At 39.0% G+C, this 15570-nt stretch carries 10 protein-coding genes; 4 read left to right on the top strand and 6 right to left on the bottom strand.

Annotated elements, in window-relative coordinates:
* Window positions 1-50 precede the first annotated feature (50 nt).
* A complete protein-coding gene (locus ABN256_RS14165) occupies window positions 51-1064 on the bottom strand; it encodes a LysR substrate-binding domain-containing protein (RefSeq protein WP_349439619.1) in 1014 nt (337 codons plus the stop codon).
* A gap of 709 nt (window positions 1065-1773) precedes the next feature.
* Here ABN256_RS14165 and proP point away from each other — a divergent pair.
* From proP to ABN256_RS14150, 3 genes are read left to right on the top strand one after another with little or no spacing between them, the layout of a single operon-like run.
* On the top strand, window positions 1774-3276 hold the full coding sequence (gene proP, locus ABN256_RS14160) for a glycine betaine/L-proline transporter ProP (protein WP_196554598.1): 1503 nt from the start codon (window positions 1774-1776) through the stop codon (window positions 3274-3276).
* 10 nt (window positions 3277-3286) lie between these two features.
* Window positions 3287-4717 carry a deoxyribodipyrimidine photo-lyase gene (gene phrB, locus ABN256_RS14155; protein ID WP_349439618.1) on the top strand — a complete coding sequence of 477 codons (1431 nt, stop codon included), beginning with the start codon at window positions 3287-3289 and terminating at the stop codon, window positions 4715-4717.
* 39 nt (window positions 4718-4756) lie between these two features.
* A complete protein-coding gene (locus tag ABN256_RS14150; protein WP_349439617.1) occupies window positions 4757-5734 on the top strand; it encodes a glycosyltransferase in 978 nt (325 codons plus the stop codon).
* A gap of 61 nt (window positions 5735-5795) precedes the next feature.
* On the opposite strand, the gene ppc is transcribed toward ABN256_RS14150, so the two are convergent.
* From ppc to metB, 3 genes are all read right to left on the bottom strand, one after another.
* Window positions 5796-8432 carry a phosphoenolpyruvate carboxylase gene (ppc, locus tag ABN256_RS14145; RefSeq protein ID WP_115351270.1) on the bottom strand — a complete coding sequence of 879 codons (2637 nt, stop codon included), beginning with the start codon at window positions 8430-8432 and terminating at the stop codon, window positions 5796-5798.
* A gap of 920 nt (window positions 8433-9352) precedes the next feature.
* Window positions 9353-11791, bottom strand: coding sequence for a bifunctional aspartate kinase/homoserine dehydrogenase II (locus ABN256_RS14140; RefSeq protein ID WP_349439616.1), 2439 nt, complete (start codon window positions 11789-11791; stop codon window positions 9353-9355).
* Window positions 11792-11800: 9 nt separating this feature from the next.
* Window positions 11801-12961: a cystathionine gamma-synthase gene (metB, locus tag ABN256_RS14135; protein ID WP_349439615.1), complete on the bottom strand. Its 1161-nt coding sequence runs from the start codon at window positions 12959-12961 to the stop codon at window positions 11801-11803.
* 283 nt (window positions 12962-13244) lie between these two features.
* Between metB and metJ the strand changes: the two genes are divergently transcribed.
* The gene (metJ, locus tag ABN256_RS14130) at window positions 13245-13562 is read left to right on the top strand and encodes a met regulon transcriptional regulator MetJ (RefSeq protein ID WP_006534139.1); all 318 of its coding nucleotides are present in this window, start codon (window positions 13245-13247) and stop codon (window positions 13560-13562) included.
* A gap of 204 nt (window positions 13563-13766) precedes the next feature.
* Here metJ and yjjJ read toward each other — a convergent pair whose 3' ends face one another.
* Both yjjJ and rpmE read right to left on the bottom strand, forming a co-directional pair.
* The gene (yjjJ, locus tag ABN256_RS14125) at window positions 13767-15071 is read right to left on the bottom strand and encodes a type II toxin-antitoxin system HipA family toxin YjjJ (protein ID WP_072070683.1); all 1305 of its coding nucleotides are present in this window, start codon (window positions 15069-15071) and stop codon (window positions 13767-13769) included.
* Between the two features lie 212 nt (window positions 15072-15283).
* A complete protein-coding gene (rpmE, locus tag ABN256_RS14120) occupies window positions 15284-15496 on the bottom strand; it encodes a 50S ribosomal protein L31 (RefSeq protein WP_006534140.1) in 213 nt (70 codons plus the stop codon).
* Window positions 15497-15570: the final 74 nt, after the last annotated feature.

Genomic DNA, 15570 nt, shown 5'->3' with positions numbered 1-15570 from the left:
CCCAAAGCCCGTTATTGCCCCCGCACAACGGGCTTTTTCTATTCTGTTATCTATTCTGCAACTCTATTATTGATATTCACAGAGCGTAAATCAGGTAATTCTTGGTAGACCTCTTTACTATGCCATTGGCTTTCCCACTGTTCTGGCATCTGAATAATATTTTTATCAATATGTGGTGCATAAAGAGAAATAAACTCATGCATATAATCCTTCATATGAGTATGTTTACTGACACAAATATGGGTATAGCTCGGTTGTACAAGATGATCGATATTTATACATTTTAATGCTCCACTATCTTCCGTTTCATCATAAGAAGCCGTTGCAATAACACCAATACCTAAATGACGCTTAACGTAATATTTAATAATCTCTGTATCCGTTGCTGTTAATGCTACTTTGGGCTTAAGATTATTTTTATAAAATACCTTGTCTAACTTCGATCCTCGCGTAAAACCAAAAACATAAGTAATTAATGGATACTCCGCCATTTGTTCAATAGTAACTTGTTCATCATCTTGTAATTCAGCAAGAGGATGGTCATAAGGAACGAGTAAACTACGTGTCCAGCGATAACAAGGTAGGGTAATTAAATCTTCATACAAGTGCATAGACTCTGTTGCGATAGCAAAATCAACATCACCATTTTTAACCATCTCGGCCAACTGCGCTGGAGCCCCTTGATGAAAATGTAAAGAAATATTCGGGTAATAGCGACGAAAATGGTCAATAACATTGGGCAATGAATAGCGAATTTGGGTATGTGTTGTTGCAATATGCAAATCAACTTTTTTATTACGATCTTCTTCAGCCACAATACTTTTAATACGATCAACTTGTCCGAGAATATCACAGGCAATTTTATGCACTTCTTTACCCATTGGGCTTAATGCCAATAAATTATTATTTTTACGGACAAACAGAGATACACTCAGTTCATCTTCTAATATTTTGAGTTGTTTACTAATTGTGGGTTGAGAGGTGTAGAGTTTTTCAGCCGCATTAGTAATGTTGAAATTATTTTTTACGACTTCAACAAAGCTTTTCAGTTGATTAATGTTCATAGAGGTACCTGGGTTAATCTGCACAAATGCGCGGTTAATTATTAATTTTATAAATTTTTATTCTAAATATGCGTAATAGAGAAACTATCTTTAATATCTCTGTCTTGATATCTCATCATACTATCTTGATTTAATCTTATAATAAGCATAGCGAGATCTATTCTATTATCCACACATTCACTTTAACTATTCGAAAGAATAATAAAGCAAAATAAGGTGTTATTATTTTCTACTTATCTATCAACCTTTGTATTATGCACAATACTCATACAAATGCGTTAGCCTGAATCAAAAAAACAATAAATCCACCTAACTCAATGTTATTAAGATAGAATTTTAATTTTACTTTCACGATTTTATTGCAAACACTTTCATTTCACCTAAGCTAAATTTACAATCACTAACACCATAAATTTTACAGAAAAGCAGAATTACGTTATGATAACGATCACATTTTAATACTTAGAGGCTATGTTTTGTTATATCAAAACAACAAAGAAAACTTCCTATTATCTTATTCAATCTCATCTATACTTAATAAATATTCTCTTATCTATTAGCTTAATATCACTATTTAATTTTGGTAGAAGTAAGCTGTTTTTTAGTGAATTTTTATCACTCACTCTTCTCGCTAACAAATAGTCACTTCATTTCTTTTAATTAATTGAATAACAAGAAATTACGAATACCTTAATAAAGGTCACTTAATATGAAAATGAAGAAAAAAAGAAACAAACCACTACAAATCAATGATATAACCATTATTGATGATAGTAAGCTCAAAAAAGCCATCACTGCTGCCGCATTAGGTAATGCCATGGAATGGTTTGACTTTGGTGTTTACGGCTTCCTTGCTTACGTTTTAGGTCAAGTCTTCTTCCCTGGAGCATCACCTGGCGTACAGATGATCGCGGCTCTTGCCACCTTCTCTGTACCATTCTTGATAAGACCATTAGGCGGTGTTGTATTTGGAATGCTAGGGGATAAATTTGGTCGCCAGAAAGTTTTATCTGTCACCATCATTATTATGGCACTCAGTACGTTTGCCATCGGTCTTATCCCTGCGTATGAAACCATCGGTATTTGGGCACCAGTCTTATTATTACTTGCCAAGCTAGCACAAGGCTTCTCTATTGGTGGTGAATATTCAGGAGCTGCAATTTTCGTTGCTGAATACTCACCAGATCGTAAACGTGGATTTATGGGAAGCTGGTTAGATTTCGGTTCAATCGCAGGCTTTGTCATGGGTGCGGGTGTTGTTGTACTTATCTCAACTATTTTGGGTGAAGCCGCATTTCATGAATGGGGATGGCGTATTCCGTTCTTCTTAGCATTACCGTTAGGTCTTATTGGCTTATATTTACGTCATGCTTTAGAAGAAACACCTGCATTCCAACAACATGTTGATGCAATGAATAGCGACGACCGAAAATCTATTCAAGATCCACCTCGTGTTTCATTACGTGAAATCGCATCGAAATATTGGAAAAGTTTAACCGTATGTGTAGGTTTAGTGATTGCCACTAATGTCACTTATTATATGTTATTAACCTATATGCCGAGTTATTTATCTCATAACCTAAACTATTCGGCAGATCACGGTGTGCTGATCATCATCGCGATTATGATAGGTATGTTGTTCGTACAACCTGTAATTGGGTTATTGAGTGACAAAATTGGCCGTAAACCCTTTGTTATTGGCGGTAGTATTGGCTTATTTGTCCTTGCTTACCCTGCGTTTATGATGATTAACAGTGATGAAATCGGTTTAATTTTCTTAGGATTATTAATTCTTGCGGTTTTACTTAACTGTTTTACGGGAGTAATGGCATCTATTTTACCGGCCATATTCCCGACTCATATTCGTTATAGTGCATTAGCAATCGCATTTAATATCTCCGTATTAATAGCAGGTGCAACACCAACAGTAGCTGCATGGTTAGTTGAAGCGAGCGGTGATTTATATATGCCTGCTTATTATCTGATGATTGTTGCCGTTGTCGGTTTGATCACGGGGATTAAGATGATTGAAACTGCCAATAAACCGTTGCGTGGAGCAACACCGGCAGCATCTGATAAATCAGAAGCTAAAGAAATTTTGTCAGAGCACTATGATAGTATTGAACATCGTGTTGAAGATATCGAAGCGGAAATTGAAGCATTGCAGAAAAAACGCCAAGCCCTTATCGATCAACATCCTAAATTAGATTAAGAGAGGTTACATGCACCCGTCCCCTGTTCATTTAGTTTGGTTTCGTAATGATTTAAGAGTGACGGATAACAAAGCACTCTTTAATGCTTGCCAAGATAAACACGCACAGGTGCATGCCCTTTTCACTATTACGCCTGAACAATGGAGAGCCCATCATATGGCTTTGTCATGTCAGGCGTTTATTCATGATGCATTACTTAATCTTTCGATATCACTGGCACAACTTAATATTCCACTAACATTAGTGATTAGCGACACTTATTCAAATGCCGCTAATGAAGTCGCGCGCTATTGTCAACAACATCAAGTTACCGCACTTTTTTTCAATCACCAATATGCCCTTAATGAGCAATGCCGTGATAAAAAAGTGACAGAATTACTAGAGAACAAGACAACCGTTTATGCCTATCATGACAATGTGTTTATTCCACCGGGTAATGTAGTCACCCAACAAGGGGAGATGTATAAAGTTTTTACTCCCTTTAGAAATGCATTCTTGCGACTCTTTTTTTCACAAGATAACGCTTCGTTACCTATTCCAGAGATCAGAATACATCAAAAAGCGGTATCACCTTTAAAAGCTCCGCTGTTTTCACTTGAAAATACAAGTTCACCCTCTTTTATCGCCACTGAAGAAGAAGCACTTAAACGCTTAAAACAATTCTGTTATGAAAGCGCCCCACACTATGCAAAATGGCGAGACATTCCTGCAGTTGATGGCACAAGTCGATTATCCCCTTATCTCACTCATGGATTACTGTCTGTTCGCCAATGTTTTAATCGCCTATATCAAACAGAGCCTGATTTTCTAGAAAATAGTGCATCAGGTGCTTTTATCTGGTTTAACGAATTAATTTGGCGAGAGTTTTATCAACACTTAATGGTGGCAAATCCCCATTTATGCAAACACATTGCCTTTCAACTTTGGACAGAAAAAATTAATTGGCGCAATGATAAAGAGGAATTTAATGCTTGGGCACAAGGTTTAACCGGATTTCCTATTATTGATGCAGCAATGCGACAGCTTAATCATACAGGTTGGATGCATAACCGTTTACGGATGCTCACCGCCAGTTTTCTCGTCAAAGATTTATTAATTGATTGGCGCTGGGGTGAACGTTACTTTATGTCCCAACTTATTGATGGTGATTTCGCTTCAAATAATGGTGGCTGGCAATGGGCAGCATCAACAGGAACCGACGCAGTACCTTATTTTCGAATTTTCAATCCCACAACCCAAGGTCGTAAGTTTGATCCCGATGGCGAATTTATTCGTCATTGGCTTCCTGAGCTAGCCAATGTGCCTAGTCGATATATTCACACTCCTCATGAGTGGGCAGCAAAAACTAATAATCCTCTCGATTATCCATTACCGATAGTTGATCATGCCAAAGCACGAATAAGTGCGATTGAGTCTTATGAAGAGGCAAAAAAAGGGTAAGATAGTAAAACTTTACTTATTGATAATTGGCTCAACCTTGTGAAAACACCCCAAATTTCTGTCATCGTTCCTATGTTTAATGAAGCGTCTCGTATTACGAGATTATTGGATAGTGTGATCACTCAAACTTTCACCGATATTGAAGTCATTATTATTAATGATGGCTCGACAGATAATAGTGCTGAAATCGCAACGTCTTATTGTCAAAAAGATGCACGTGTGAAGCTTTATCATCAAACTAATCAAGGATTATCCAGTGCAAGAAACACGGGGTTAAAATATGCTCAAGGTGAATGGATAGTTTTTTTTGATAGTGATGATTTTATTAAACCTGAATTACTCGCACATTGGTATCAACTCGCCGTTACGCAACACGTTGATGTTTTAATTGGCAATGGCGAACGATTCAATCCAAGTGATCTTAAAAAGCACCAAAGACCAATCCATCAACGACAGCCTTATCAAAAAGTCATAAAAGGTAGTGAGTGGATCATTTATGCCGTCGCTCAACATCAATGGCCTCATTTCGTTTGGTTGCAATTAATCCGACATGACTTAATAAAAAAATACCAACTGCAATTTACTGAGGGGCTTTATCATGAAGATATTTTGTGGACAGCGCAATTAGCGCTTGTTGCAGAGCGGATAGGTTTTGATAACCAACCTCTCTATTATTACTGTGCTAATCCTGACTCGATTACACGTAAACCCGACCCACAAAAAGAAGCCAAGCGAACACAAAGTTATTTGCAGATAATCTTACAACTATTAAAAGAAGCCGATAAACAATCTGATCAGTTATTAGCAAAAGCACTCCGCCAACAGGCCGTTCGTGAATTAGGCAGTTTTTTTATTCTTTTTCGTAAATGTTGTGATGCAAAAAATCAAAAAATAATCGCAAAACAATTTTCTAGTTACTCTTTATTTTCCTCTCTCAATAAAGGGGTAACTGATTGGCATCAACGCTGGTTTATTTTTCGTGTTAACTGCATTTTATTTATCGCATCTTTAAAATAAATAAGCATAAAAAAAACAGCGCCTAATTAAGCGCTGTTTTTCATTTTTAACTCGCTCAGCACTAACCAGTATTACGCATACCCGCTGCAATACCGGCAATCGTCACCATTAGCGCTTGTTCAATACGGGGATCAGACTCGCTATGAGTACGAGAGCGCTGTAATAATTCAGCCTGAAGTACGTTTAATGGATCGGTATACACATTACGTAGTGCAATAGATTCCGCTACCCATGGTAAATCTGCCATTAAATGCTCATCTTTTGAAATTGCCAAGACACTCTTAATATCATCAGAAAGTTGTTGGCGTAATTTCGCTCCTAATGGCCACAAACGCTCTTCAACTAAACGTTGATCATAATATTCTGCTAACCATAAATCTGCTTTGGCATACACCATTTCCAACATAGCAATACGTGTATTGAAGAACGGCCAATTCTCACACATATCGTCTAATACCGCTTGTTTTCCGCTATCGATTTCATGCTGTAATGCAGCACCAGCGCCTAACCAAGCAGGTAACATTAAGCGATTTTGTGTCCATGCGAAGATCCACGGGATAGCACGTAATGTTTCAACGCCACCCGTTGGGCGACGTTTGGCAGGACGTGAGCCAAGAGGTAATTTTCCTAATTCCCCTTCTGGGGTTGCTGCCCTAAAGTAAGGCACAAAGTCTTCTTGCCCTCGAACATAATCACGATACATTGCACAAGAAACGTCAGACAATGAATCCATCACTTCAATCCAAGGGGCTTTGGGCTCTGGTGGTGGCAATAAATTCGCTTCTAAAATCGCGCCAGCATAGTGAGCAAGGCTACTGATTGTCACTTGTGGCAAACCAAACTTAAAGCGGATCATTTCACCTTGCTCAGTTACACGCAGGCCACCTTTCAGGCTTCCCGGTGGTTGAGAAAGTAATGCTGCATGAGCGGGTGCACCGCCACGACCAATAGTACCGCCACGTCCATGAAATAGTGTTAATGTTACACCTGATTTTTCACAGAGCTTGATCAACGAATCTTGAGCACGATATTGTGCCCATGACGCAGCCATCACACCCGCATCTTTTGCAGAGTCTGAATAGCCAATCATCACCATTTGCTTATCATCAATTAAATCGCGGTACCACGGAATATCAAACAAACGCGTCATCACGCTTTCAGCGTTATTTAAATCTTCAAGTGTTTCAAATAACGGAGCAACAGGTAAGCGAATATCCGCACCCGCTTCTTTTAATAAAAGTTTTACTGCTAATACATCAGAAGGCACTTTTGCCATTGAGATAACATAAGACGCGATAGAATCTTTTGGTGATTGTGCAATAACACGGCAAGTCTCAAATACTTCTTGTGTCGGAGCACTAGGCTGCCAATTTGTAGGAATAAGAGGGCGCTTAGAGTTTAATTCTTCTAGTAAGAATGTTTGCTTTTGTTCTTCCGACCAAGTTGCATAATCGCCCAACTCTAAATATTGTGTTAATTCAGAGAGCGCTTCCGTATGATTGGTACTTTCTTGGCGAATATCCAGTTTAACCAGTTGTAAGCCAAAACAACGGATACGACGTAATGTATCCAACAGTTGCCCATTGGCAATAATACGCATACCGCACTGAGTCAGCGATTGATAACACGCATACAGTGGTTCCCAAAGCTCTGCATTATCAATTAATAGCCCTTCAGGTGGTAAAGATTGTTGGCCTTTAATACGTTGTTCTAAATAATCACGAGTCACTTGTAAGCGAGTGCGTAACTGTTTAGCAATTTCACGATAAGGCTCTGCAACATCAGCACCACCCGCCAATTCACGTAATTCAGGTGTACTTTCTGTCATCGAAAGTTCTGAAACAAGGACTTGGATATCATTTAAGAATAAATCAGCGGCTTTCCAACGGCTTAATAGTAAGGCGTGGCGTGTGATCTCAGCTGTAACGTTTGGGTTACCATCACGGTCTCCTCCCATCCATGATGTAAAACGAATAGGTGAGGCTTCTACAGGTAAGTTGTAATCTATCGATTCTTTAAGCTGTTCATTAAATTCACGCAAGAAAGCGGGCACGCCTTCCCATAAACTATTTTCAACAACAGCAAAACCCCATTTTGCTTCATCAATTGGCGTTGGACGGATTTTTCTAATTTCATCTGTGTGCCATGATTGAGCAACTAACTGGCGTAAGCGACGCATAATATTCGTGCGTTCATAATCGGCTAAATCATCATGGTCGAGTTGAGATAAACAAGTATTCACTTCAACCAGCTTATGGATCAGTGTACGACGTGCAATTTCAGTTGGATGCGCCGTTAATACCAGTTCAATAGAGATTTGTTCTACGGCTTCTTTTAATTGTGCGTCCGTAAAATTCTTATCTTTCAGTCGAGAGATTAATTTTGCCAATGCCACCGGATTACTCGCAGCTTCACCATGAGGTGAAATGCTATGGTATTGTTCGGCTACATTCGTCAGGTTCAAGAATTGATTGAATGCTCTAGCAACGGGTAATAATTCATCATTAGAGAGATTCTGTAACGTGAGTAACAGCTTTTGTCGCTGTACTTCATTACCCGCTCGTGATGATTTAGATAATTTTCGAATAGATTCAACCTTATCTAAAATTTCTTCACCAAGTGCTTCTTTTATCGTATCTCCAAGTAGCTTGCCAAGCATACTGACATTGCTACGCATAGCAGAATATTGTTGATTCATGAGACTCCTGACCTTGTCTTTGTGGCGGTAACAACATGCATCTTCCTATTAGAAAAGTCATGTCCTCCCAGTTGTGTAATTAACTTTCATTTCTAATGTGACTTTATTTTGATTTTTGTGATAAGCCACACTGCTTTTTTTACTTAGCCTACTATTCATATCAGAAAATAATCGTTTTGGGGGATTTTTCTGAAATTTAATTACGACTTTAGTCTTATAAGAATGGCTAATATTCGTGTTGTTTTGGCTCAATTTTGCCAAGAATAAGGACATTTTTTCGTTTCTTATCTACTAAGAAGAGTTTTTTACTAGAAAGGAGAGAATATATGAAAATTTATCTGGCGAAAAATTTAGATGATTTTTTTTAATATTGATAATTTGTCTGGTCTGTTTTTGCTTTTTAGCTTATTTCTCTGATGTGTTATAGCCAATAGCGCTATCTCATCTCTTTATTTCCTTATCTTTTACATTTTTACTCGATTAAATTTTCCGATTAAAATTTTCATAAGATAAAAATGAATAAAGCGCTGAAAAATCAGCGCTTTAAATTAAGAATAACGAATTGTTTTTTCAGTAAATTAAATTGTCTGTTGTAAAACACGTGGTAAATCGAATTGTACTCTTAATAACGTTCAAACACGTTGTAACTGTACTTCAACTTCCACTCAAGACGCTTAAATTTCACATCATGAGCTACTGACAATAGTTCTCTTTAGCTTGATGGTTCACCTCCGTCATTTCATTTCTTAGTGGGACAATCTGTCTTACTACTTTTGACATCAATCGCTCCTTTGTGACTAGAGATACTTCAAGTATAGCCAATGAATTTAAAAAAATTGAGTGATATGACACAAAAATGACAAAAGGTTATCAGCACAAAATAACTCGCTGATAACCTTAATAAAAAATAAATAATTAAATTATAATAATTGAGAAAGACGGTTTAAATCTGATTGAATTGCGCCAGCGGTCACATCTCTTCCTGCTCCCGGCCCTCTTATGACTAATGGGTTATCACGATACCAACGACTTTCAATCGCAAACAAATTATCTCCAGGTAACAATGATGCCAGTGGATGATCTTTTCTCACTGCTTCCACACCCACCTTGGCTTTTCCATTGGCATCAAAACGCGCGATATACCTCAATACCATATCCATTTCATTTGCTGCGGCTAATCGCTGTGCCATCTGCTCATTGATCAACGCGCTGTTATCAAAGAACTCTTCTAGCGACCCTGTTTCAGCTTGTACAGGCACTAAAGATTCAACTCGTACTTGCTCTGGCTCAATGTCATAACCCGCTTCACGAGCAAGAATAACCAGCTTACGCATTACATCTTGTCCTGATAAATCAATTCGCGGATCAGGCTCTGTTAATCCTTGTTGCCATGCTTGTTCTACCAATTCACTAAACGGCACAGAGCCATCAAATTGTAAGAATAACCACGATAATGTACCTGAAAAAATACCACTAATTGATAAAATAGAATCGCCACTTTCACGTAAATCGCGCACTGTATAGTTAATCGGTAAACCTGCGCCTACAGTGGCGTTATATAGCCAATGACGGCCAGTTTTAGAGAAGGCGTCTCGTGTGGTGCGATAGCGCAAACTTGATGCAGAGCCTGCAATTTTATTAGCGCTAATAACATGAAAACCATAGCTGGCAAAATCTTCATAAGATGCAGCAAGGGACTCATTCGCTGTAATATCAACAATCACTAAATCATCATAAGGATGTGCTCTCATCCAAAGATAAAGTGATTCTTCAGTATGTTCTGTTGCTTCTTTATCAAAGAAAGCCAAGGCACGACTAGGATCAATGCCTTGATAATCAAGTAAACTACGGCGACTATCAACGACACCAGCAAGAATAAATTCAAAATCACTGCGTGCGGATAACGGCTCTTGTTCTCGAGCAAAAAGCTCTAACCAACGAGAGCCAATATTGCCTTTACCAAACAGCACTAAACCAATTTGTTTTTCAGCTCTAAATAATGTTTGGTGTAAACCTTGTAATAGATGCTCAGTATAATTGCGCAATACAGCAACTAAGCTGATGTTATCTTCAGCATGCCAAATAAATTCAACCGGTTGATCTTTAAGTTGCTGATAAAAACGGTGGCAATGCAGTGGATTTTTACACACACCGGCCCCAACTAACGCCACTAAAGAAAACCCTTCACGTAAATGTAATTTACCCGGCAAAACTGCATCTTGTAATACATCTAACGCACTGTTAGCCACTTCACTGGTATAACAAAGTTGTAAAAGTTGGCTATCTTTATCCACACCCGTTGCTAAAGGACGAATTTGCGCACGCTTAAGCAATTCATCAACTTCTTTTGCTACTTGCTCAAAGTTTTGATGAGATGAGAGTTGTAGCTCAATTAAACAAACATCGTCATGGCTTGTGACTATCTTAGCGCCAGTTCCTGATGCTAAGACACGCTCTATGCGAGTTGAACCCTGCTCTGGTTGATAACTACAACGAAGTTGCAAATCAATGTTACTACCTGATACGGGTTGCAATGTCCGTGTATGTAAAACTGGAGCGGCTAAACGCGCTAATTCACTGGCTTCATCTAAGCGTAATAAAGGTAATAAGCAGGCATCTTTAACTTTACGTGGATCAGCGCTATATACCCCTGCAACATCACTCCAAATGGTTACTTTTCCGACATCAGCTAACGCACCGACTTGTGTCGCTGAGTAGTCACTACCGTTACGACCCAGTAAAACGGTTTCACCTTGTTGGTTACGACTAATAAAACCCGTTACTACAAAACGGCTTTCAGGATGCTTGGCTAATAGTGATTGCAATAATGGTCGAGATAACGTTTCGTTTACTTGAGGTTGTGCGGCTCTTTCTGCACACAGAAATTTACGAGCGTCTAACCAAACACTCGGTAAACCTTGTTCAGTCAGTAATTTTGCCATTAATTTCGCAGACCAAATTTCACCATGACCGACAACTTCGGCATAAGTCGCATCTGTAATAGGCTTATCAAGCAAATAACTCAAACGTTCGAGATCAGCAATAAAGGATTGAGAAAGAAGTTCGGCATTCTCTTTTGAAAGAAGTCCTTCGATTAAGGATAATTGGTAACGTCGTAATGTTTGCTGAACTTGATGCGCTGAAATGCGATCACTTTGACTTAGTTTGAGCCAGCTAATTAGCTGATTAGTTGTTGAACCTGCTGCTGAAACAACCATAAGATCATTAGGTTGGCTATAGTTTGTCATGATATTCACGACACGTTGATAACATTTTATGTCTGCAAGACTGCTACCACCGAATTTATGTAACTGGCGGCAAATCGGTTCCGCCTGTTGTTTAATTGCCACTACGCTCATGATCCATGGTTACCTTTTAGTTGCTGCATCAAACGCACTTTGCAAATCGTTAATTAAATCCTGACTATCTTCAATGCCTACTGAGATACGAAGTAATGAGGAACTTATTCCTGCTGTTATTTTCGCCTCTTCTGACATACCTGCATGTGTCATCGTGGCAGGGTGACAAATTAAGGTTTCTACCCCACCTAAAGATTCTGCCAGTGTAAAGAGTGTTAATTGAGATAAAAAGAGTTTAATCACTGCCAATCCGCCTTTTAACTCAAAACTTAACATCGCACCGAAACCTTGCTGCTGTTTTTTTGCTATTTGATGGCCTGCATGATTTTCCAGTGCGGGGTAATATATTTTCTCGACTAAAGGTTGTGTCTGTAAAAATGCCACTAATGCCTGTGCATTTTCTTGTTGAAGTCGAATTCGTGGCACGAGTGTTCTTATACCTCGTAATAATAAATAGCTATCAAACGCGCCAGATGTAACACCGATATTATTTGCCCACCAGCTTAACTCCTCAAGCAATTTCTGACTCTGACAGATAACAACACCTGCCACAATATCAGAATGTCCGTTAAGATATTTTGTGCAGGAATGCACAACAATATCTGCGCCTAATGTTAGCGGCTTTTGCAAAACAGGACTCATAAAAGTGTTATCCGCCACCACTAAAGCTCCTTGATGATGAGCCAATTCACTGATCTTTCGAATATCCGTTATTCTCAGTAATGGGTTGCTAGGAGTCTCAATAAAAACAATTTTAGGCTTGTGAGTTAAAGCTTGTTGTAATGCGACATCATCATTTTGATCAACAAAAATGACACGATAAGCGCCACGTTCTTGTTGACTATTAAACAGACGATAGCTCCCCCCATAACAGTCATGAGGTGCAACAATGACATCACCTGGTTTAAGAAAAACCGTGCAAATTAAATGAATTGCTGACATTCCACTACTTGTGACAACTGCGCCTACACCACCTTCTAGCTCAGCTAATGCTTTTTGCACCATATCGCGAGTGGGATTGCCACGGCGAGAATAATCATGTTCGCGAGGCTGATTAAACTCTAAAAAATTATAGGTACTAGAAAGATAGATAGGCGGTACTACACAACCAAATTGTGAGTCTTCATTTAGCCCATTATGGATAGCAATTGTTGCTGTTTTCTTCGTCATACAGGCACCTTGTCACAGAGATAAGTGGGGAAGTCGACAACAGCATATCCAATTAGACACCAAGACGTCAACACATCTAGACATCTAAACTCCTTTACGGATAGATTAAGTAATGGAATAATACATGAATTAAGGATATCGCCAGTGATAATTGCTTTTTCTCTCATCTTCAGTCAGAAGAGTCGGTGGTTTTAGAAAAGTCATGATAAACTGGCATCGCCCATCAGAATGTGGGTTTTCCCCTATTCTGACTTCAACTAAATGATATTAATTAAGGTAATCCATGGCTGAATGGAACGGTGAATATATCAGCCCTTACGCTGAGCATGGCAAAAAGAGTGAGCAAGTAAAAAAAATTACAGTTTCAATTCCTTTGAAAGTGTTAAAAATTTTGACTGATGAACGCACTCGCCGTCAGGTTAATAACCTAAAACATGCAACCAATAGTGAATTATTGTGTGAAGCATTTTTGCACGCATTTACCGGACAGCCTCTCCCAAATGATGAAGACTTACGTAAAGAACGTAACGATGAAATCCCTGAAGAGGCAAAAGAAATAATGCGCCAGCGCGGGGTTGATCCCGATACTTGGGAGTATTAATCAGCGTCAATTTATTGACTCATTGCTTGATTAACACGAACAAAAAAGCCCAAAGCAAAAACTTTGGGCTTCAGATTATGACAACCCCCTTGGTTTTACTCGAAGGGGGTTATTTAGATATACATCGAAGATTTTTCCCATCAGTTATCTGCGTCAAACACAGCAATGCATTATCTTAACTTAATTTTTTAAGTCTATTTATCATTATCCTAGGCGAGATATACGCGAACTTGCTTCATCAAGATGACTACGTAATGCTTTAAGGCATGGCGAAAAATTGTCGGAAAAACAATTACAGCTATTAGCTAAAGTATAAAACTGCTCGGCTAACTCTAAACATTCCTGCCAGATTTCACCGCTGATCCCATCAAGTAATGTTACTGGGCGAAGCGTATTAACTATTTCACCACCAGACTTAGGCGCAAATCCCATTGGTAAAATATCGTAGGCAGGTGAAAGCGCATATGGGCGACCATGGCTACTGATAAATGATAAATTGCCATGGTGCATATCAGTATTTCCAATCAACATACCAAATGCCCAGCGGCGTGCTGTGCTAATCGCAGCATCAGGATGAACACGTTTTTGCTTAATTAGCTCATTAACTAACACAGGCCAAGGCTCTCTTGCCCGTCCTATAAACTCAGCATCTAGTGCCTGTAAAGAAAAAAGTCCTATGCGACCTAGTGAACCTACACGATCAAATCGTGGAATTTCAAGGAAGCGTTGTCCTTCAAAATCAAAAACTTCCGTTTCAACTCCAAGCACTTTTAATGCAAGATGCTCAGCTTGAAGCAGATCACGCCAACGCTCACTAACTGCGTTATCATCGGAAGCCGTAAATTTTACGATAACATGGCCTTTCTCTGTATAGGTGCAAAATTTGGGCTGTTCCCCACCTGCGGATGAACCAGGATCCTCTCCCGAACTAACAGCTCGTGCTAATGTGGGGTAAGTTTTAGCGCGCTCAACAATTTTTGGTGTCTGCATACCCAGAAATTGATCTCTAGCTTGCTCTCCTATTAGCAAATTTCCCACAGCATCATGCCCATGAGCCAGTAAAGCTCTGATTATATCTGTATCAGACCAACGATCTGGATTTTGGGGCAAACCAAGCTCAGACGAATAAGCAGAAGCATAAGCTCTCCCAAGATATCCTTGGGGACGCATATCCAATAACCACCACGGCAAACCTTCACTATATCGGTTCACATTATCTATCCGCTCCATAACAAAACCTTCTGGGAAAACTGGCGTCAGTTTACCTAGAGGCTTAACTTTACCTTCTTCATTTATGCGATAAATAGGTACTGAATTGAACCCACGGAAAATATCACGTAAAGCATATTGAATAGAAGATCCAGAACCAATCCGAACAATATCATCACTCAGAGTATTTAATGCCCGTGACAATGTTGGCTGACTAATATTCATAATATCAGTAAGTTGCCTTGATGCACTAGGCCCATTACGTAGTATTTTTCGTATCATTTCAGAGCGTATTGTCATGGCATTAATTACTTTATGAATAGATAAATGAATAGATTTGTGAATAGATAACTTATCAGTTGTAATCTGGCTTGTCACTACCAAAACCGTTATCTAAAAAGAAAAGGCTTTACCCATAAAAAAAGCCCAAAGCAAAAACTTTGGGCTTTTTTTCAATTCCAAACTGTCCGCAAGATATTAGACTTTGCTGATATCTTGTGACAACAAATATCTTATTTGCTGCCTGGGATTTTGAAACGTTTGTTGAACAGATCAACACGACCACCGGTTGCAACATCACGTTGTTTACCAGTATAGAATGGGTGGCATTTATCACAAACGTCCAGATTCAGGTTGTGACCTGCTGTGGAGTTGATTTTCATAACGTTACCGCAAGAACAAGATGCAGTAATTTCTTCGTATTTAGGATGGATATCTTTTTGCATGGAAAACCTCTACTAAGGCCGTGTCGCCATTCAGCCCACAGCCGAACACCACACGTCGTGTTGATTGAAATTAA

Origin of the sequence: Proteus sp. fly-1008, from assembly GCF_040140305.1 — a bacterium.
GTDB lineage: Bacteria > Pseudomonadota > Gammaproteobacteria > Enterobacterales > Enterobacteriaceae > Proteus > Proteus vulgaris_B.
This window is presented reverse-complemented; position numbering and strand designations above follow the sequence as displayed.